Source organism: Tissierella sp. P1 (genome assembly GCF_002266425.1).
GTDB lineage: Bacteria > Bacillota > Clostridia > Tissierellales > Tissierellaceae > Tissierella > Tissierella carlieri.
Map to the genome: position 1 here is coordinate 73,198 of NZ_NPMN01000011.1, position 18,075 is coordinate 91,272.

Sequence of the window (18,075 nt, forward strand, 5' to 3'; positions counted from 1 at the left end):
TAGGTAAAAAGGAAGAGCAGGAAGAATTAAGACAAAAGTATTATAGAAGATAAGCACTATAGCAAATTAACATAATCTATCAGAAGAGAGTATCAACAAAATCCTAGAGTAAAATCTAGGGTTTTTAATTGTACCTAGATTACAGAAATATTAAAATTAGGATGAAAAATATAATATCATGCAGTAAAATAGAAAATTATGTATAATAGATATGATGGGTATATAAAACAAGGGGGATAAATATGAGCTTAATGAGAAGTCAAAAGAATTCACTATTAGAAGAAATTAAAGAATCGGCACTAAATCCTTTTAATTTTGATTGGGATAACGAGATAGATGAGAATACAGATTTGCTATTAGAAGTATTAAAATATAAGGGAACCGAATATTATTTTGCCATAGTAGTGGATGATGATATTTTTAGGGTTGGCTACACTCCAGGAGAAAACATGTTATATGAAAGAACTGAGTATGATGAATGGGAAGAGATTTTATACTATTTCAGAAATTGGTTAAGTTGCCTAAAAAGAGAAATATCTCAACCAGATTTATGGGAAGAGTTAGAGAAAATCAAAATGGATGATTTAATACCAGAATTAGATGGACTTGAGTTTGAAGATAAATATGAAAGAGAAGAGTTTTCTTATAGAGAAGTAATGCAAATAGAACAAGGTATCAATGATATTAGAAATTATTTAGTTGAAACTTCTAATGGAAATGATGAAGAGATTAAAATTATTAATCAAAAGTTAGATTATTTGACAGATGCAGTTAAAAGAATGGGAAGAACAGACTGGAAAAATATATTTATTGGTGTAATGATTGATATTGGAATCAATATAATTTCAAATCCAGTACAAAGGCAAAAAATTGGACAAATGATACAAAATATGTTTTCTGGAATTGTAAAGCTAATATCTATTCCATAAGGAGGAAAGTAATTTGTTTGATAAAATAAATTTAAAAGAAGTTTTTTCTTTACCATTTAGAATATATTTCTCTGTGCTAGTTGGATTAGGATTGTTATTATTTTTACCTTCTGGAATAATAGGCAAGCTATATCTTGATGAATTTTTAAATAAGTATGGTATTTATGTAGGCTTTGCATTTATCATTCTTTTTTCAATAGTAGTATTTTCTATTATAGGTAAGATCTTTATATTAATTAAAAATAAATACTCGAATTACAAATTTAATAGAAATAAAGATAAGGTTTTGGAAGGCTTAAATCCTAATGAAAAAGCTATTTTGTATCTATTCTATAAAAGCGAAACTAATACATTATATTTGCCATATAATGATGGTTTAGTTGCTAAGTTAAGAAGTTTTTTTATTATTACTCCTACAACCAACTCTATAATTACTGGGAATTTAAATAATCCTAGATTCCCATTTATGATGCAGCCTTGGGTTCATGGTTATATAGACAAAAACTACAATGAGTATTTTAAAGGAATTGATTTAAATGAAGAAGAATTATATGGTATTTTACAAAACTTTTCGACTTCTGAATTATATTAATATTGAATAACTAAATTTTTCTTCATTATATAATATAATAAATAGATTAAGGACCAAGTAAGGTCCTATTCCTTTTGCTTTCAAAAAAACGTCAAATAATTTTATCTATGAGTATAACAAAAATTTTATTAAACATCTTAAATCTAGTACTTAAGGGTAAAAGAAACTTATTGGCAGAAGAATATTTCTTTATGTGCAAAGCATTAGAAGTTTCACTTGATGCTATTTTTAAGTGATGAAGATGAATGGGGGGCAATCGTGACTAAATTGTTTACTCAACGAGACTTAGCAGAAAGATGGCAAGTAGATGTAACTACTATAACAAATTGGAGAAAAGATGGAATATTAATTCCGTGCAAAGGCATTCCTTCCATAAGGTTCACAGAGCAGCACATTTTAGAATTGGAAGGAGTTAAATTGGAAAAGGTATCTCCATTGATGTATCAAAAGCTGGAAAGGGAGTTAGAGGAACTAAAATTACAAAATGAAGAGCTAAAAGAAATATTAAGTAACATTTTAGCAGAAAGTAGCAAGGTTATTAATTTAATAAAAGAGGTGAATTAAATGAAGAAAAAGTACGATGCAACGTATAAACTGGGAGATGCGATTGTTCATGTAGTAGCTCCACCACCAATGACAGAAGAAGAAAATGAGAGAATACTTAGCGAATTTCACCAAGCGGGCTATGAGATTTGGAAAAATCTAAGTGCAGAAGAAAAATTAAGACTCTAGGATAATCTAGAGTCTTTTGGTACATATATATTAGTACATGCATATAGGAAGAAATTATTTTATTTTTTAATTTTTTATAAGGATATTATGAAAAGTAAACATATAAATGTAGAAGCTCTTATTATAACTAAAATATATCGAGGTGAATCGTATGGAAAAGAAATATGATGCAACATATAAATTTGGAAATACCACAGTCCATGTGGTAGCACCACCGCCAATGTCAGAAGAAGAAAAGGAAAGAATACTGGATGAATTTCACAGAACTGCATTCAAGATATGGCAAAGAATATATAGAGAGGAAATTAAGACTCTAGGATGATCTAGAGTCTTTTATTGCCTACGATTTGCCAACAATGGGTAAGTTATATTCAAATAAAAGAAAATATGAAAAGATATATTAAAATAAATATTGTCTTTTATATGTGTAATTTTAGCCATTCTTAAACCATCGTAAAATATGCTAAAATATACTATAATATAACCCCAAATGTTCAAGAAGTATACCATAACTGGGAGATGCCAGAGGAAGAGTAATCTTAATGGTTGTAGGGCTTGAACTTATGAAAAGTCAGTAGAAAACCCTTTGGGTTGTGATATACGACTTAAAAAGCCATAATTGAATTACCGACATTCCAAATGCCCTTTTTATATGGATAACAACATATAAAGAGGGTATTTTTATGTTGTTAGAAGATGTATTAAAAGAGTTTATTTATGATTGTAAAATGAGAGGGTTATCTCCTAGAACCATCAAGGGTTATAGAAATAGTAACTTAAGTCTATTTAAGTTTCTTAAATACGGATTTAGCATTACATAGTTAGAAAAGTTGACTAGAAAACATATTTAACTATATTCATATAATTAAAGATAATCTGTGTTGCCTAGCTTCTATAGATACTTTATATTCAAAAATATGGATACCAAATCGGCTATAAAGGCCTTAGAAAATGCTTTTATAGTTCAGAATCTTAATCTTTAATTTTCATAACTCCCAACCAAGTTTCTGGGATTTCGAGCCTCTCTAAGCGTCTCAAGGTAACATAGCCACCTATAATGGTTATAATTATGCCTTTATGCTATAATAATGTATCAAATGAAGAATTATTGTCGCAAAGGTGGAGTTAATGATGGTATTAAAGAAAATATCAGATAGAATTTACTATTTACCTTCTGAACAGGAAACTGACAGGCCCGTACTTGGATATGTAAAAGGAGATAAATATTCCTTAGTAGTAGATGCAGGCAATTCAGAGAAGCATGTTAAGAAATTTTATTGTGCAATTGAAGAAGCAGGATTAAAGCTACCAGATTACACTGCAATTACACATTGGCACTGGGATCATACTTTTGGAATGCATGTAGTAGCAGGAAAAACGATAGCTGGTTCTTTGACAAACTTAAAACTGGGCGAAGTAGAAAAATGGAAATGGGCAGATGAAGATATGGCAAGGCGTCTGCAAAGTGGTGATGATATTGAAACGTGTGATCGCTGCATTAGATTGGAATATTATGATAGAAATGAAATAAAAGTAGTTAAGGCAGATATAGAATTCCATGGTCAGATTATTCTGGATTTAGGTGGTGTCCATTGTGAATTGAGGGAAATTGAAGCAACCCATTCCAGTGATTCTGTTTTAGCATATGTACCTGAGGAAAAAACAGTTTTTATTGGAGATGCTGATTGTGCGGATTACTACAATAATAATGGAAAATATGATAAGAAAAAACTTGTTAAATTGATTGCTTTATTAGAAGAAATTGATTTTGATACCTATGTTTTAGGACATGATGAACCACAGAATAAAGACGAGGTAATTGCATATTTAAGAGAAGAATTATCTAAATTGGGATAGCTTTATATTATAAGCATTTTATCTAATAATGGCATATATTTTATTCTCTGAAGCTATGTGAAGTGTAAGGATATGATAAATAAGAAATAGATATTGATTGAGTTTTAATTTCCCTCAGATTTAAATTTGAGGGATCTTTTATGCAATTTAACCTATTCATAATTGTTTTAAATATTCGATAATATTAGTTAACATCTACGAGCAGACCTAATATAACAGAGTTAATAATGAATAAAAATAAAAGCAGAGTATAAATTTTATTTAATGATAAAATCTGTTATAATCTCTATTAACAATATTACATAAGGAATATTATACATGGAAAATACTAGAGGAAAATAAATGCAATGAAGAGAATTTCTTTGAATTTTCTGTAAAATAGAAGGGGTCTTTAATGAAACACAGAATATAATTTAGAGAGGGATAATAAAGAGAGGTGGAATCATGGAAATTATCATAGTTGCCTTAATATTAATTAATATTTTTACTGTATATAAATTTATATTTAAGTTTATTTTTACTGATCTTGATGATTTTAATGAATCTTTAAGATATTCATTTACGCCAGATATTATATCATTATTTAGGAGAGAATATTGGAAAGATCAATTTGGAGAATTTAAATTAGGCTTTTTTATTGCTATTTGTATTATAGTAACAATAGTAGAATATGGGATAGTTAATGTTATTATACAACAGATACTAAGATTAATATAAGATGCAAAATGGCTAGCATTTTGCATCTTATATTTTTACCTTAATAAATATTTTGAAGTTTTAAAACATTTCTTATCTCCATGTGAACGAGATAGTAAATTAAACTTCTTTTATTTCTACTTTTTAATTTTTAAATTTTTCATTTGAGAAAATATCGTTATAAAATATAATCATCGCTCCAGCAGTAGTTCTTTCTGCTAATGGAAGACCACATCTACTAATTCGATAGAAGCGACTTTCATCATCGGGAATTTTTTTAAATCTTCTATAGATTTTAAGAGCTACTCTTGAATTAAATCTTATGTAATCTTCAATAGAATCTAGAAGATATGTTCCCTTATCAACTTGAAATTCTTTAATATATTCATAGGTATGTTTAACATATGATTCATACTGATGGTGATCATCTAATAAACGAATATTAGCGTGCTGAGGGATGGTCATATCTTGAATAATATGCAAAGTAGCCCCTAGATAAAATAATGATTTATTAAATTCTCCCTTAGCCCATAAAGATAGGGCTTCTTGATAATAGTCTATACCTAAGTCCATGGCAGACCTTCTTCCATATAATCCTCTTTTTTTATAAGGATTGTAGAAATGGTTAGAGCTTTTGAAATCTTGATCTGCCCATACAGCACCTTGATTCATGTCCAGAATAAAGCTGCTAAAGAAGTTATACTCTGCTAAGTATTTGTCATTTTTGAGAATATTTAAAGCATGGATATTAATAAACTTATGAACTTTACAATGAGTTTTCATAATTGATTTTTTTATGGGATTCGCAATACCAAAAACTGTTTTCAAAATATAATCATATGTTGTTTCTATGAAATCTATTTTAATCACCTACCATGTATAATTTACTAATTTCATTATAATCTTCAATGGTATCGATATCCATTAATATTCCAAGATCATTAACATTAAGAAAAGCGGTTTTATTAATAGAAATGAAGTCTCGTAAAGTCTTATAGGAATTATTACTAAGCAGTTTATTGACTAAATAAGATTTCATTAGTAATGGATGACCTCTTTTTCCATTATAGACTGGAATGACTATATCCTCATCTATATTTAGCATATCCTTATATGTTTTTTTATTAATAATAGGATAATCACCAGGAGTTAGAAAAAACTTTTCTCCTTTGATATTATATATTCCTTTTTTTACTGAACTAAACATTCCATCTAGATAATCTAGATTATATATTAGCTCAACCTTGGGATATTTGGATAATATTTTTTTTATATCTTCTACTTTATGGCCACCTATAACTATGATCCTTGAACATACATCATACATTCCAAGAATGCATTGTTCTATTACAGTTTTCCCATCAATATCCAATAGTAATTTATTTATACCAACCTTGATGATAATCCAGCTGCTAGTACTATTCCTTCAACATTCATATTTATCTCCTTTATTACTAAACTCTACCAGTTAGTATAGATTTTATAGCATCTTCAATTTCTGCATATCCTGTACATCTACATAAGTTTGATTGAAGCCATTCTTGTATTACTGTATCATTAGCATCAGGGTGGATTTTAGATAGTGAATGACAAACCATTAAAAATCCAGAAGTGCAATAGCCACACTGAAAAGCAAAGTTTTCGACGAAAGCTTTTTGGATTGGCGCATCCTTTAATCCCTCTATAGTTAGGACTCTTTTTCCTATAGCCTCTACTGTGAGCATTAGACAGGACTTTATAGGCCAATCATCTACTAGAACTGTACATGCTCCACAATCTCCATTTTCACATCCAGGCTTTGTTCCTGTAAGACCTAGTTTAGCTCTAAGAGTATACAGTAAGGTATCAGAAGGCTTCGTAAGCACCTCTCTATCCTCTCCATTTATATTTAAAGTTAAAACAGTAGGATTCAGTATCTCTAGCATTTAGCCTACCTCCTTAAATTTATCAAATAACTCAGATAGCATGTCATGCAGTATGAATTTTCCATATTCTGAAGAACCACTAATATCATTCAGTATCTTACCAGGTATATTTTCAATTGACTTTTTAATTTTTTCATCCCTAGATATTGAAGTATCATTTAGGATTCGTTCAATTTCCAATGATCTAACAGGGTATTCGCATAAGCCACTAAAGGCAACGAGAACCTTACCATTATCATTTAATGCGGACATTGTGATTAATGGATAATCTATTTTTTCGTTTTTAGTTCTTTTCACATGACTATAAGGCAGAGAAAGGAATCTTGCATCTATTATTACTTCAACTAGAATTTCATCTTCTGAAAGCTGAAGTTTTTTATCGAACAAATCCATTATTTGAACAGTCTTTTTACATACATTTCCTTGAATGACTACTCTACTATTAGATAGTAAGAGAGGTAAAATAGCCTCCTTGTATATAATGGTGCCCAGTAAATTTCCACCTAATGTAATTTTGTCCTGTATTGTATGGTCTGCTATTCTTTTAACTGCTAAGCTAAGAAGCGGAAAATAATTCTTTTCTGCAATATTGGTCAAGGTTACAGCAGAGCCAATTATTAAATTACCGTTTTTGAATTCAAATGTATTACATTCTGGAATACCTTTAATATCTATCACTGCATCAGCATATCTATTAAACATCCTCGCCATAGATATAAATTCTGTTCCGCCTCCATAATATATGGCTTTTTGCCAAGGGATATAAGATTATTAAATAGTTCTATGGCCTCTTCAACTGTAGTTGGCTTATAATATTCAAAATCAAATGGTATCATATTTACCTCCAGTCTTAGTCTTCCATATGGATTCTGGTGAGATAGGTAAAGTATCAAATTCAGCTTCTGCTGCTAAGGATAGTGCATTGGCAAAAGCAGAAGGCATTCCAAGTATGCCATGTTCTGCTATGCCTCTTATACCGAAAGGAGCATTTGTATCGGGTGTCTCCACGAAATCAACTATATATTCTGGATTTTCTCCAAATCTTAATAGTTTATAAGTTCTTAAGGAAGTATTTTCTAATATGCCCATAGAATTGTAGACAAACTCCTCTCTAGTTGCTAAACCTAATCCCATACTCATGCCACCCATGATTACTCCCTTTGCAGCCTTAGGATTGATTGCCTTACCTATATCTATGACTGTAGCAGCCTTTCGCAATCTATAGGAATAATTTTTAGGATTGTATTCTATTTCCACTGCTTGAGCACCTACAGACCAAGAGACAGCTGGTTTACCTATGCCAGTTTCTTTATCTAATTTGGTTAACTGTTTCATAATATAATTGCCTTTTCCAATCATCTGACCATATATGGATTCACCATTAGGATATTTGTAGCCATGTACTAAATTCTTAAATCCAATGAATTTAGTAGGATCATCTTTTGAATATACTTTTTGTTCCTCTATGTCTAAATCATCAGGAGAGCATTTTAAAGCCGCAGCACCTACTTCCTTCAATTGTCTTATCAAATCATCTGCGGCATTTATAACAGCATTTCCAACCATAAATGTTGTCATGCTTGCAACAGTTTTCCAATGCTTAGGGCTTATCTGAGTATCTACATCCATATAGACGTGAATATCATTTATGTCCATTTTCATTTTCTCTGCAAGTATTTGAGCTAAAGTCGTCTTCATACCAGGTCCAATTTCGGTAGCCCCAAAGTTTAGATTAATACTACCGTCGGCATTCAATGTAATCACGGCACCAGAAGTAGCATTAGTAGGAGAATTAGGAGATTTCCAGAAGCATGAAATACCTTTAGCTATAATGGTATTTTTTTTAGTTTTTATCAATTGACCTTCTTCCCAATTAATACTCTCTTTTAATTTGTTAAGGCAAGCTTTGAGATTTCCCACATTGCTAAGTGTTATCTTGGCTTGTGTAGGTGAGGTATCTCCTTCTGTTATTGCATTTTTCATTCTGATATCAAAGGGATCCATGTTCAATGCTAATGCTAGTTTATCAATGATTCTTTCAATGGGAAAAGTAAGCTGTACATGGCCGAAGCCACGATATGATGTAACATAACAGTGGTTAGTATAGATACTATAAGAATCACAATGAATATTTTCAATATTGTATGGACCAGAACAGTTAGTGGCCATTGATTTTGCCATACGAGGACCAGTCCCAGTATATGCCCCACAATCAACATAGTATAGACATTCTAATGCCTTAATTTTACCATCATTTGTTGCCCCTAATTTAAGCTTAGCTTTAGTTCCGATATTAGATGGCCAAGTGGATATATCTTCTTCCCTAGGGCTTGCCATTCTAACCATTCTACCGCCAACTGCGGAAGAGGCAAGATATGCAAGAAATTCCATTTGTACACTAGCCTTCCCGCCAAATCCACCTCCTACTAATGGAACACGAACTATAACATTGCCCTCAGAGCTTTGATATTGAGTACTTATTTCTTCTTTAACTGCAAAGGGACCTTGTGTTGATGTGTGTATAATTGTATTTCCATTTGGTAATATCTGAGCATTAGAATTTCTAGTTTCCATAGCTAAGTGGTCTGACTGTGGAAGGAAAAATTCAGATTCAATAACAATATCAGACTCTCCCCAAGCAACCTCCATATTGCCTTTTCTTATCTTCACATGATCTGCTATATTTGTATGAGATACAGGATATACTCGAGTATCAGGACAATAATAATATCCTAGATTTTCATGTACAAGAGGAGCATTTGGCTTTAAGGCATCAGATATGGAATTAACTATAGGTAGTGGTTCATATTCTATTTTAATAAGTTTTAGAGCTTTCGCAGCTTCTTGTTCGCTATTTGCTACAACTATTGCCACAGGCTCACCAAAATATCTAACTTTATCCTTTGCAATAGGTGGTCTATCATTGATAATAGATCCAACCAATACAGGTGTATAATCACCAGTAATTATGGCTTGAACACCTTTTAACTTTAAAGCTTCTTCAATATCGATGGATTTTATAATGGCATGGACATGAGTGCTCGTTAATATTCTTCCATGTAAAGTTTCAGGAGTTAAGGTGTCGCCATTGTACTTTCCAGTACCTGTAACTTTATCCCAAGCTTCTTTTCGTATGGTGCTGACGCCAATCCTTTTCATATTGGGCATAGAACTTTCCTCCTACTTATGTAAAATTATTATTACTAAAATATTATTGCCATGTAAAGTTAAAGTATTCAAAAGTCTATGATTTCAACTACCCTTGAAAATAAAAAGTTTTTATTAAAACATTAATTTAGTAACTTCTTTTAAATTTATTGAGGTTAAGCTCTTTTCAAAGAATCAGAGACAAGTTGAAGCTTTCCTAATGGGTTATAAAAAATGCAATTGAATAACTAGATATTCGTATAAAAGAATAAGTATTAAACATAATAAGTATAGAACTATATAAGCATAGAATTATGAAAAGGAGGTAAATGTATGGAAACAAATGAAACTTTCCAAGAGATAAAAGAAAGGTTTATAGCTGCAGACTTGGATACAAAAATTGAAATATATACAACTGTTCAAGGCTTATCAGTGGAACAATATAAAGAGCTACTCAGGGTTTTTCCAATAAAATATTTAGATAAATTGGAAAAGGCGATGTCATAATTTTAGGAGGATTGAGGGATTATATTTTCTTCAATCCTTTTTATTTGTAATAAAAATATGATATTATATATAAAACATATTATGCAGGAGGAATGGAATTGAAAAAGATACTACTGATTTTATTAGTTATTTCTCTATCTTTATCATGTCTTTTAATAGCAGCAGAGCAGCATATATTTGATATAAAACATTATAGGAGGGCTTATTTTGCACATGATATTCTACAAGTTACCGGAAAAGAATATTTTGAACTTGAAAGTATAACTAATGATATATTCATTTATTTAAGGGGAAAGGCTGGAGATGAAATCCTAGAGCCTAATTTTAATCAACGAGAAATACTACATATGAGAGATGTGCAAGCCTTATTTAAATATGGATTTATATTAAAATATATAGCTATTATATTATCCATTGGACTAATAATTTATTTTGTATTGATAGGAGAGACAAAATTAGTAGGAAAGTGGATTTATAAAGGTCTTTTTGTTAATCTGATTTTTATTGGTATTCTCGGGATCATGATATACTTTGATTTCACTAAGTACTTTACTTATTTTCATTATATATTTTTTACGAATGATCTTTGGTTATTAGATCCTCAAACTGATTTGCTAATACAAATGTTACCTGAAGAATTTTTTAGTTCTATAGCAACTAGTATAGGGTTATCTTTTTTAGGTTTTGTGGCAACAATACAAGGTATAGGATATGCTGCAACTAAGAAAGGGAGAGAGAAAAATGAAAAAGGATTTAAGTTATTTAAAAGAGAATCGTAAAGATAAGGAAGAACAGAGAGTACTAAATAATTTTTATACTAAGCAGATAAAAAAAGGTAAAACTACTCGGGCAGACATTATGGATAAAATATCTTTAGGAATAGGCATTTTAATCCTTTTAGTTTTAATACTAAATAGATTAATAAATAATTTTATCATTTCTTTAATATTATCATTTGTTATTGCAATGTTTATGGGTATATATATAAAAAAAATAAGCCTAGAAATTAGGCGTAAAAAAATAGAAGAATTTAAAAATGAGTATAAAATAAAACTTGAAGAAGAAAAAGTATTGTCAGCTGACGAGGATATAGAGGACTATATTATAAATAGATATTATGAAAAAAAATCAGAGTTAAAATCAAGCTTCAATTTTCTAAGTAAAGATAAAATATTTAAATTATATTTTTTATTTATTGTGTTTTATATCACTGCTTATTTTTCTACTTACCCAACATATTATAAAATAATGGGTGTAATTTCTTTTCTTATGGCAAGTTTTATAGGATCTTATAATTTAACTGAGTATATTAGGAAGAAGGACAATAAAGATTTACTTAGCAGAGATAATGATGTATAATAATGTGTAGTTAGTAAGACAGAGTAGGTAAAGAGCGTTAAGTGTTAAGGGATGGGAAGTTGCCCTTAAACGAAGGATTAAATTCTGCGATTCTTTACCGCGTCCGCTGGACCATTAAAGAATCCTCTCATCTTTAGTGTGACAGTTGCTGTCACTAACAAGAGAAAGGAGGATACAAATGAAAAATGGTAAAAGAATAGACACAAGGATACTAACACAATCAGCTTTTCTAGTGGCGTTGTCAATTGCATTGACAAGATTTGCATCTATTATGGTGCTTCCGACTTTGAGAATAGGCTTTGGAGAGTTACCAATAATGTTGAGTGGAATGTTATTTGGACCAATAGTTGGAGGAATATCTGGAGCAGCTGCAGATCTAATAGGTATTATGGTTAATCCTCAAGGACCACCTCATTTTGGATTCACTTTAAGTTCTATGTTATGGGGTATAATACCAGGGCTTTATGTTCTCTATTTCAGAAGAAAAGATACAAAGAGCAATCCATTCTCGATACTAAGGGTTTTTGCTATGGTTAGCACATGTTATATAATAATATCTTTGGGTTTAAATACTTACTGGCTATCTCAGTTATATAACAAAGGTATTATTGCAATACTACCAAGTAGAATTCTAACAGCTTTAGTTAATATACCAATTCAAAGTATGATTATCACTTACTTGATAAAATATCTTAAAAACATTGTAGCATTCTAGGAGGTTTAAATGAAAAAAGTATTAGCTTTAGTTGGTAGTCCTAGGAAAGGAAAAAATACAGATAACTTATTAGAATTTTTATTAGATGGAATTAGAGAAAATGATTATGAAATTAACAAAATATATTTAATTGATAAAAAAATAAATCCTTGTACTGGATGCGATTATTGCGGAAAGATAGAAGCCTGTGTAAGTAAAGACGATATGAGTTCTATTTATGAAGGCTTTGATAATAGTGATATAATAATATTAGCAGCACCTATTTATTTTAACTCAGTAAATGGGGTGACAAAAAATATGATAGATAGATGCCAAAAATATTGGTCCTTAAAATACTCTTTAGGTAAGCAGTACAAGCGAAATGAAGAGAGGACAGGTGTGTTTTTAGCTACAGGCGGAGCTCCCTTTGCATATAATCAGTTTAATGGATCTATAGCTGTGATGGATTATTTTTTTAAGGCTATAAATGCTAATTACAAAGGAAACTATTTTATATCTAATACAGATGAGGATCCTGTAGATAAAAGATTAGATGTTAAGGAAGAATTATATGAAATAGGCAAAAATATTTGGAACATAAAAGACTTCTACCTTCACAGGTAGAAGTCTTTTATAACGAATAGGAAAGTTCTACTTTAATGTTTCATATCAAGAACTTGACCATAATGAATTTTAAGCAGATTACTTAAATTTTTGATTCCGGGCAAATCGCTCATGCATTGGTCAATAAAAGCATTCTCTAATATGACATTAAAAGCTTTTCTTATATAAGGAGGTGTAAAAAATGATAAGATTTTTAACGGCTGGCGAATCCCATGGTGAATCTCTCGTAGGCATAATTGATGGAATACCTGCTAATCTATATCTGAATATAGATTATATAAATAAAGACTTGAAAAGGAGGCAGATGGGGTTTGGTAGATCAGCTAGAATGCAAATAGAGAGTGATGAAGTAAATATATTATCAGGTGTAAGTAAAAATTTTACCACGGGAAGTCCTATTACTATATCCATTAAAAATAGAGGTACAAATATTGAGTTGGTAGAGGTTACCAAACCAAGGCCAGGTCATGGAGATTTAGCAGGTGCATTAAAATATAATCAAAAAGGTGGCAGGAATATTCTAGAGAGAGCATCGGCAAGAGAAACAGCTATGCGTGTAGCCTTAGGCAGTATCTGTAAACTCCTATTAGAAGAATTTAATATAAATATTTACAGTCATGTTATAAATATAGGTGGTGTAAATTCAAATATTGATTATTACAATGGCTTGGAAATTAGAGAGCTTACTGGAGTTGATCAGTCAAGTATTAGAGTAATTGATAAATGTTCTGAGAAGAAAATGATAAATAAAATCCAAGAAGCAAAAGAAGATGGAGATACCTTAGGTGGGATTATAGAAATTATAGCCAGTAATATTCCCATAGGATTAGGTAGTCATGCTAATTGGGATACAAAACTAGATGGAAGACTGGCAGCAGCATGTATAAGTATACAGGGGATAAAAGGTATTGAATTTGGATTAGGGGGTATTACAGCATCAGCCTTAGGGTCCAAATTTCATGATGAGATTCTCTACGATGATAATAGGTATAAGAGAAGAACAAATAATGCGGGGGGAATAGAAGCTGGTATATCAAATGGAGAAGATATAGTTATAAGGGTAGCTATGAAGCCAATACCTACTCTTAAGAGACCTTTAGAGACTGTGGATATGCTGACTAAAGAGAAAGCAATTGCACAATTTGAAAGGTCAGATACATGTGCAGTTCCTTCTGCTAGTATAGTTGCCGAGTCCATGGTAGCATATATATTAGCAGACGAATTAATTAAAAAATTTGGAGGAGATTTTTTAGAGGAGATTAAGATTAATTATAATAATTATCTTAAATATTTAGAAAGCAGGTAATGAGATGGTGTGGAAACAGGTAGATAATATATGGGAAGAATTATATCAATATTTGATTGATGATAATTTTATTCTTGTAACTGATAAGAATGTATATAATATATATAAAGAAGAATTAGAGAATTTATTAAAGGGGAGAGAAGAAATATATATAATTCCTTCAGGGGAAGCCAGCAAAAACCTAGAGGAATTATCCAATATATATAGTTTATTAATCCAAAGGAATATTGATAGAAAAGGTAGGATTCTTTGTCTAGGTGGCGGAGTGGTAGGGGATTTAGCAGGTTTTGCTGCTGCGACATACAAAAGAGGGATTGAATATGTTCAGATTCCTACAACTTTATTATCTCAAGTTGATAGCAGTATAGGAGGTAAGACGGGAATAGATTTTTCTGGCCATAAAAATATAATAGGTTCTTTCCATTTTCCTTTAATAACTTTAATTTGTACTTCCTTTATTCATACATTGCCAGAAAAAGAAATCACCTGTGGACTTGGAGAAATAATTAAATATGGCTTAATCCAGGATTATAATTTTTTTAAATATATAGAGAGAAATATGAATAAGGTTTATAGTAGAGATATGAAGGTACTCTCATTTATTATAGAAAAATCTATAAAAATAAAATTGTCTATGGTAGAGAAAGATAAATTAGATGCTGCTATTAGGCAAAACCTAAACTTTGGACATACTGTTGGTCATAGTATAGAATCTTTTTTTGGATATACAAAATATAATCATGGTGAGGCAGTTATACTTGGTATGATGTATGAAAGCAATATTGCCTATAAAAGAAATCTTATAGATAAAGAATATTATAATGAAATCATAAAAGTATTGAGTCCTTTAGTGGAACAAATAATTTTTAGTAATGATGAAATAAATATTCTTTTAGAATATATGAAGAACGATAAGAAAAATAAATATGGGAAGATTTCCTTTATTTTACCTGTAGGAAGGGGTAAAGTAAATATATTTTATGATGTAGAAGAAGAACTTATTATAAAAGCAATATTAAATGATTATAAAAAGGAATAATTTATGAGAATTTTCCTATGAGTTATAAAACCAGTTGAAAATAAATTTTTTATAGTTGAAAGGGTGTAGATTTTGAAGATAGAAGGAATAAAAGCTTTAAGAGGTGAAATAAAAATACCAGGTGATAAATCTATTTCTCATAGGGCGGTAATGCTTGGCTCCATTTCTAAAGGAGAAACGACTATTGAAAATGTTTTATTATCTGAAGATACTTTAAGAACAATTGAATGTTTTAGAGAAATGGGTATTAAAATAGATATCGATGGAAAAAGGAATAGGGTGAGAATTCAAGGCAAGGGGATATATAGCCTGGAAAAACCTAATAAACCTCTAGATTGTGGCAATTCAGGTACTACAATGAGGTTGTTAGCTGGAATACTAGGGGGGCAAAAATTTTCTTCAACTCTTATAGGAGATGATTCTTTAAGTAAACGACCAATGGATAGAATTATTATTCCCTTAACCAAAATGGGGGTAAATATTAAAGGGGAAGAAAATAAATATCCCCCACTTAGGATCTATCCTTCAGATGAATTGCAGGGAATTGAATATGAGTTACCTATTGCCAGTGCTCAAGTGAAGTCTTCTATTCTCCTTGCTTCTATTTACAGCAAAGGAAAGACTAAAGTTATAGAGAAAAAAACAACTAGAGATCATACTGAAAGAATGCTTGAATATTTTGGGCAAGAGGAGTTTAAAGGCAAGGAAATTTATGTTCCTGGAGATATTTCCTCTGCATCATTTTTTATAGTAGGAGCTAGTATAATTAAAGATTCCTCTATTGTCATTAAAGATGTGGGAATTAATCCTACGAGATCAGGGATTATTGATGTAATAAAGGCCATGGGAGGAAATCTCAGGATAGAAAATATAAGAACTATAAATAATGAGCCTATTGGAGATATACATGTTTCCTACTCTCCATTGAAAGGAATTGAATTAGATGGAAACATTATAGGAAGGTTAATTGATGAGATTCCTATAATAGTTGTAGCTGCTGCCTTTGCAGAAGGTACTACAATAATTAGAAATGCAGAAGAGCTTAAATATAAAGAAACTGATAGGATAAAGGCTATGGTTAATGAGCTGAGGAAAATGGGTGCTGACATTGAAGCGTTGTCAGATGGATTAATAGTAAATGGGAAAAAATCTTTAAATCCGACCAATGTGAATACTTATAATGATCATAGAATTGCAATGGCTCTATCTATAGCAGCCTTAAATATAATAGGAGAATCGAAGATTATAGATACTCAATGTGTAAATATATCATATCCTAATTTCTATGAGACCATGTGGGAGATATTGGAATAGTCTTTGATTTTTTTGGGACAAAGTTTTATAATAAATCTAGGATACATAATTTATAGGAGGATGAAGAAAAATGAGAACACAATTACCAATAGCTTTATCAAATAAACATATACATTTAAGTCAGAAAGATTTAGATATTTTATTTGGAGAAGGATATCAATTGACAAAGATGAAAGACTTATCTCAACCAGGGCAATATGCCTGTGATGAAAAGGTTGACGTTGTAGGACCGAAAGGCATATTAAAGGGCGTAAGAATATTAGGACCAGTTAGATCAAACACTCAATTTGAGTTATCAATATCAGATGCCTTTGCATTAGGTGTAAAACCAATGGTTAGAAATTCTGGTGATATTAAAGGTACTCCAGGGGCAAAACTTATTGGTCCAAAAGGTGAGGTCGAAATATCAGAAGGCATCATAGTAGCAGCAAGGCATATTCATATGCACACAAGTGATGGAGAAGAATTTGGGGTAGCAGATAAAGATATAGTAAGTATAAAAGTAGGTGGAGAAAGAGGTTTAGTATTTAATAATGTATTAGTTAGAGTATCTGAAGATTTTGCTCTTGAAATGCATGTTGATGTAGAAGAAGGAAATGCATCAGGAATAAAGAATGGGGATTTGGTGGAGTTAGTCAAATAACTTTGGAGGTGACATAATGGTAAATATATTAGGAATGATAGATCATACTGTATTGAAGCCAGAAGCCACAAAAGATATGATTGAAACTTTATGTAAAGAAGCAATGGAAAATAATTTTGCTGCTGTATGTGTAAATCCTTATTATGTAAAATTTTGTAAGGATATTTTAAAGAATTCAAATGTAAAAGTGGCGACTGTTGTAGGATTTCCATTAGGTGCCAATACAAAAGAGGTTAAAGCTTTTGAAGCTATAGATGCAATAAACAATGGTGCTGATGAAATAGATATGGTAATTAATATAGGAGCTTTAAAGATAAAAGATTATAAAACTGTTAAAGATGATATAAAAGCTGTGGTGGAATCATCTAGAGGTAAAGCAATAGTAAAAGTAATAATAGAGACATGCCTTCTTACTGATGAAGAAAAAATTAAGGCCTGTGAATTTTCTATGGAAGCAGGAGCTGATTTTGTGAAAACATCAACGGGATTCTCCACAGGCGGTGCAACTGTAGAAGATGTAAGGTTGATGAAATCTGTAGTAGGAGATAAATTAGAAGTTAAGGCATCTGGAGGAGTTAGAGATTTGGAGTCCGCAAAGAAAATGATAGAAGCAGGTGCTACTAGATTGGGAACTAGCTCTGGTGTTAAAATAGCAAAAGAAATCTAAAAAAATAAATATTTTCCTTTTCTTGTTATAAAATTTGAAAATTA

The 18,075-nt window shown here is 30.8% G+C and carries 24 protein-coding genes and 1 riboswitch; of the genes, 18 read left to right on the forward strand and 6 right to left on the reverse strand.

What is annotated here, in order from left to right; translation table 11 throughout:
• Positions 1–242: 242 nt before the first annotated feature.
• The 8 genes from CIW83_RS09815 to CIW83_RS09840 all read left to right on the forward strand — a co-directional run bounded on the left by CIW83_RS09815 (position 243) and on the right by CIW83_RS09840 (position 4,827).
• Positions 243–929, forward strand: a complete 687-nt coding sequence (locus tag CIW83_RS09815; RefSeq protein WP_094900702.1) for a hypothetical protein — start codon at positions 243–245, stop codon at positions 927–929.
• A 13-nt stretch (positions 930–942) separates the two neighbouring features.
• On the forward strand, positions 943–1,521 hold the full coding sequence (locus CIW83_RS09820; RefSeq protein ID WP_094900704.1) for a super-infection exclusion protein B: 579 nt from the start codon (positions 943–945) through the stop codon (positions 1,519–1,521).
• Positions 1,522–1,779: 258 nt separating this feature from the next.
• Positions 1,780–2,085 carry a helix-turn-helix domain-containing protein gene (locus tag CIW83_RS09825; protein WP_201259772.1) on the forward strand — a complete coding sequence of 102 codons (306 nt, stop codon included), beginning with the start codon at positions 1,780–1,782 and terminating at the stop codon, positions 2,083–2,085.
• Positions 2,086–2,253 carry a hypothetical protein gene (locus tag CIW83_RS22830; protein ID WP_201259773.1) on the forward strand — a complete coding sequence of 56 codons (168 nt, stop codon included), beginning with the start codon at positions 2,086–2,088 and terminating at the stop codon, positions 2,251–2,253.
• 151 nt (positions 2,254–2,404) lie between these two features.
• Positions 2,405–2,575: a hypothetical protein gene (locus CIW83_RS22835; protein ID WP_201259774.1), complete on the forward strand. Its 171-nt coding sequence runs from the start codon at positions 2,405–2,407 to the stop codon at positions 2,573–2,575.
• Positions 2,576–2,936: 361 nt separating this feature from the next.
• Positions 2,937–3,074, forward strand: coding sequence for a hypothetical protein (locus CIW83_RS09830; RefSeq protein ID WP_201259775.1), 138 nt, complete (start codon positions 2,937–2,939; stop codon positions 3,072–3,074).
• A gap of 310 nt (positions 3,075–3,384) precedes the next feature.
• Positions 3,385–4,110: an MBL fold metallo-hydrolase gene (locus CIW83_RS09835; RefSeq protein WP_094900706.1), complete on the forward strand. Its 726-nt coding sequence runs from the start codon at positions 3,385–3,387 to the stop codon at positions 4,108–4,110.
• A gap of 444 nt (positions 4,111–4,554) precedes the next feature.
• Positions 4,555–4,827, forward strand: coding sequence for a hypothetical protein (locus tag CIW83_RS09840; RefSeq protein ID WP_094900708.1), 273 nt, complete (start codon positions 4,555–4,557; stop codon positions 4,825–4,827).
• Positions 4,828–4,950: 123 nt separating this feature from the next.
• Here the strand turns inward: CIW83_RS09840 and CIW83_RS09845 are convergent, their stop codons facing one another.
• The 6 genes from CIW83_RS09845 to CIW83_RS09865 are packed head-to-tail and all read right to left on the reverse strand — an operon-like array spanning position 4,951 to position 9,899.
• Positions 4,951–5,676, reverse strand: a complete 726-nt coding sequence (locus CIW83_RS09845) for a zinc dependent phospholipase C family protein (RefSeq protein WP_235601282.1) — start codon at positions 5,674–5,676, stop codon at positions 4,951–4,953.
• Complete coding sequence (locus tag CIW83_RS09850; RefSeq protein ID WP_369819388.1) at positions 5,669–6,211, reverse strand: NTP transferase domain-containing protein; 543 nt, start codon at positions 6,209–6,211, stop codon at positions 5,669–5,671. The genes CIW83_RS09845 and CIW83_RS09850 overlap by 8 nt, the downstream gene beginning before the upstream one ends.
• A 49-nt stretch (positions 6,212–6,260) precedes the next feature.
• A complete protein-coding gene (locus CIW83_RS09855; protein ID WP_094900710.1) occupies positions 6,261–6,731 on the reverse strand; it encodes a (2Fe-2S)-binding protein in 471 nt (156 codons plus the stop codon).
• Positions 6,732–7,442 carry an FAD binding domain-containing protein gene (locus tag CIW83_RS09860; protein WP_201259777.1) on the reverse strand — a complete coding sequence of 237 codons (711 nt, stop codon included), beginning with the start codon at positions 7,440–7,442 and terminating at the stop codon, positions 6,732–6,734.
• Entirely contained in the window at positions 7,406–7,567 is a 162-nt protein-coding gene (locus tag CIW83_RS22840) for a hypothetical protein (protein WP_201259778.1), read from the reverse strand. Before CIW83_RS22840 ends, CIW83_RS09860 begins: the two co-directional genes overlap by 37 nt.
• Complete coding sequence (locus CIW83_RS09865; RefSeq protein ID WP_094900712.1) at positions 7,554–9,899, reverse strand: xanthine dehydrogenase family protein molybdopterin-binding subunit; 2,346 nt, start codon at positions 9,897–9,899, stop codon at positions 7,554–7,556. Before CIW83_RS09865 ends, CIW83_RS22840 begins: the two co-directional genes overlap by 14 nt.
• Positions 9,900–10,211: 312 nt before the next feature.
• Here CIW83_RS09865 and CIW83_RS22845 point away from each other — a divergent pair, with 312 nt between their 5' ends.
• From CIW83_RS22845 to deoC, 10 genes are all read left to right on the forward strand, one after another.
• Positions 10,212–10,385 (forward strand): hypothetical protein, encoded by a 174-nt coding sequence (locus tag CIW83_RS22845; RefSeq protein ID WP_094900714.1) that lies wholly within the window; start codon positions 10,212–10,214, stop codon positions 10,383–10,385.
• 98 nt (positions 10,386–10,483) lie between these two features.
• Complete coding sequence (locus CIW83_RS09875; RefSeq protein WP_158220083.1) at positions 10,484–11,164, forward strand: TIGR01906 family membrane protein; 681 nt, start codon at positions 10,484–10,486, stop codon at positions 11,162–11,164.
• The gene (locus CIW83_RS09880; protein WP_094900718.1) at positions 11,127–11,744 is read left to right on the forward strand and encodes a hypothetical protein; all 618 of its coding nucleotides are present in this window, start codon (positions 11,127–11,129) and stop codon (positions 11,742–11,744) included. The genes CIW83_RS09875 and CIW83_RS09880 overlap by 38 nt, the downstream gene beginning before the upstream one ends.
• A gap of 17 nt (positions 11,745–11,761) precedes the next feature.
• A riboswitch (THF riboswitch) is annotated at positions 11,762–11,855 on the forward strand.
• 67 nt (positions 11,856–11,922) lie between these two features.
• Positions 11,923–12,459, forward strand: coding sequence for a folate family ECF transporter S component (locus CIW83_RS09885; protein WP_094900720.1), 537 nt, complete (start codon positions 11,923–11,925; stop codon positions 12,457–12,459).
• A gap of 9 nt (positions 12,460–12,468) precedes the next feature.
• Positions 12,469–13,062, forward strand: coding sequence for a flavodoxin family protein (locus CIW83_RS09890; RefSeq protein ID WP_094900722.1), 594 nt, complete (start codon positions 12,469–12,471; stop codon positions 13,060–13,062).
• Between the two features lie 181 nt (positions 13,063–13,243).
• Positions 13,244–14,368 (forward strand): chorismate synthase, encoded by a 1,125-nt coding sequence (gene aroC / locus CIW83_RS09895; protein ID WP_235601283.1) that lies wholly within the window; start codon positions 13,244–13,246, stop codon positions 14,366–14,368.
• 4 nt (positions 14,369–14,372) lie between these two features.
• Complete coding sequence (gene aroB, locus CIW83_RS09900) at positions 14,373–15,407, forward strand: 3-dehydroquinate synthase (RefSeq protein WP_094900725.1); 1,035 nt, start codon at positions 14,373–14,375, stop codon at positions 15,405–15,407.
• Positions 15,408–15,479: 72 nt separating this feature from the next.
• Positions 15,480–16,721, forward strand: coding sequence for a 3-phosphoshikimate 1-carboxyvinyltransferase (gene aroA, locus CIW83_RS09905; RefSeq protein ID WP_094900727.1), 1,242 nt, complete (start codon positions 15,480–15,482; stop codon positions 16,719–16,721).
• A gap of 70 nt (positions 16,722–16,791) precedes the next feature.
• Positions 16,792–17,364, forward strand: coding sequence for a phosphate propanoyltransferase (gene pduL, locus CIW83_RS09910; protein WP_094900729.1), 573 nt, complete (start codon positions 16,792–16,794; stop codon positions 17,362–17,364).
• 16 nt (positions 17,365–17,380) lie between these two features.
• Positions 17,381–18,031 carry a deoxyribose-phosphate aldolase gene (deoC, locus tag CIW83_RS09915; RefSeq protein WP_094900731.1) on the forward strand — a complete coding sequence of 217 codons (651 nt, stop codon included), beginning with the start codon at positions 17,381–17,383 and terminating at the stop codon, positions 18,029–18,031.
• Positions 18,032–18,075 lie beyond the last annotated feature (44 nt).

What these genes read in the sequence shown, in the direction of transcription:
- CIW83_RS09830 (WP_201259775.1), top strand. Translation starts at nt 2,937, where the DNA reads ATGTTGTTAGAAGATGTATTAAAAGAGTTTATTTATGATTGTAAAATG.
- aroB (WP_094900725.1), top strand. Translation starts at nt 14,373, where the DNA reads ATGGTGTGGAAACAGGTAGATAATATATGGGAAGAATTATATCAATAT.
- CIW83_RS09885 (WP_094900720.1), top strand. Translation starts at nt 11,923, where the DNA reads ATGAAAAATGGTAAAAGAATAGACACAAGGATACTAACACAATCAGCT.
- CIW83_RS09865 (WP_094900712.1), bottom strand. Translation starts at nt 9,899, where the DNA reads ATGCCCAATATGAAAAGGATTGGCGTCAGCACCATACGAAAAGAAGCT.
- CIW83_RS09855 (WP_094900710.1), bottom strand. Translation starts at nt 6,731, where the DNA reads ATGCTAGAGATACTGAATCCTACTGTTTTAACTTTAAATATAAATGGA.
- CIW83_RS09815 (WP_094900702.1), top strand. Translation starts at nt 243, where the DNA reads ATGAGCTTAATGAGAAGTCAAAAGAATTCACTATTAGAAGAAATTAAA.
- pduL (WP_094900729.1), top strand. Translation starts at nt 16,792, where the DNA reads ATGAGAACACAATTACCAATAGCTTTATCAAATAAACATATACATTTA.
- CIW83_RS22830 (WP_201259773.1), top strand. Translation starts at nt 2,086, where the DNA reads ATGAAGAAAAAGTACGATGCAACGTATAAACTGGGAGATGCGATTGTT.
- CIW83_RS09835 (WP_094900706.1), top strand. Translation starts at nt 3,385, where the DNA reads ATGGTATTAAAGAAAATATCAGATAGAATTTACTATTTACCTTCTGAA.
- aroC (WP_235601283.1), top strand. Translation starts at nt 13,244, where the DNA reads ATGATAAGATTTTTAACGGCTGGCGAATCCCATGGTGAATCTCTCGTA.
- CIW83_RS09890 (WP_094900722.1), top strand. Translation starts at nt 12,469, where the DNA reads ATGAAAAAAGTATTAGCTTTAGTTGGTAGTCCTAGGAAAGGAAAAAAT.
- CIW83_RS22845 (WP_094900714.1), top strand. Translation starts at nt 10,212, where the DNA reads ATGGAAACAAATGAAACTTTCCAAGAGATAAAAGAAAGGTTTATAGCT.
- CIW83_RS09860 (WP_201259777.1), bottom strand. Translation starts at nt 7,442, where the DNA reads ATGGCGAGGATGTTTAATAGATATGCTGATGCAGTGATAGATATTAAA.
- CIW83_RS22840 (WP_201259778.1), bottom strand. Translation starts at nt 7,567, where the DNA reads ATGATACCATTTGATTTTGAATATTATAAGCCAACTACAGTTGAAGAG.
- CIW83_RS22835 (WP_201259774.1), top strand. Translation starts at nt 2,405, where the DNA reads ATGGAAAAGAAATATGATGCAACATATAAATTTGGAAATACCACAGTC.
- CIW83_RS09880 (WP_094900718.1), top strand. Translation starts at nt 11,127, where the DNA reads ATGAAAAAGGATTTAAGTTATTTAAAAGAGAATCGTAAAGATAAGGAA.
- CIW83_RS09840 (WP_094900708.1), top strand. Translation starts at nt 4,555, where the DNA reads ATGGAAATTATCATAGTTGCCTTAATATTAATTAATATTTTTACTGTA.
- deoC (WP_094900731.1), top strand. Translation starts at nt 17,381, where the DNA reads ATGGTAAATATATTAGGAATGATAGATCATACTGTATTGAAGCCAGAA.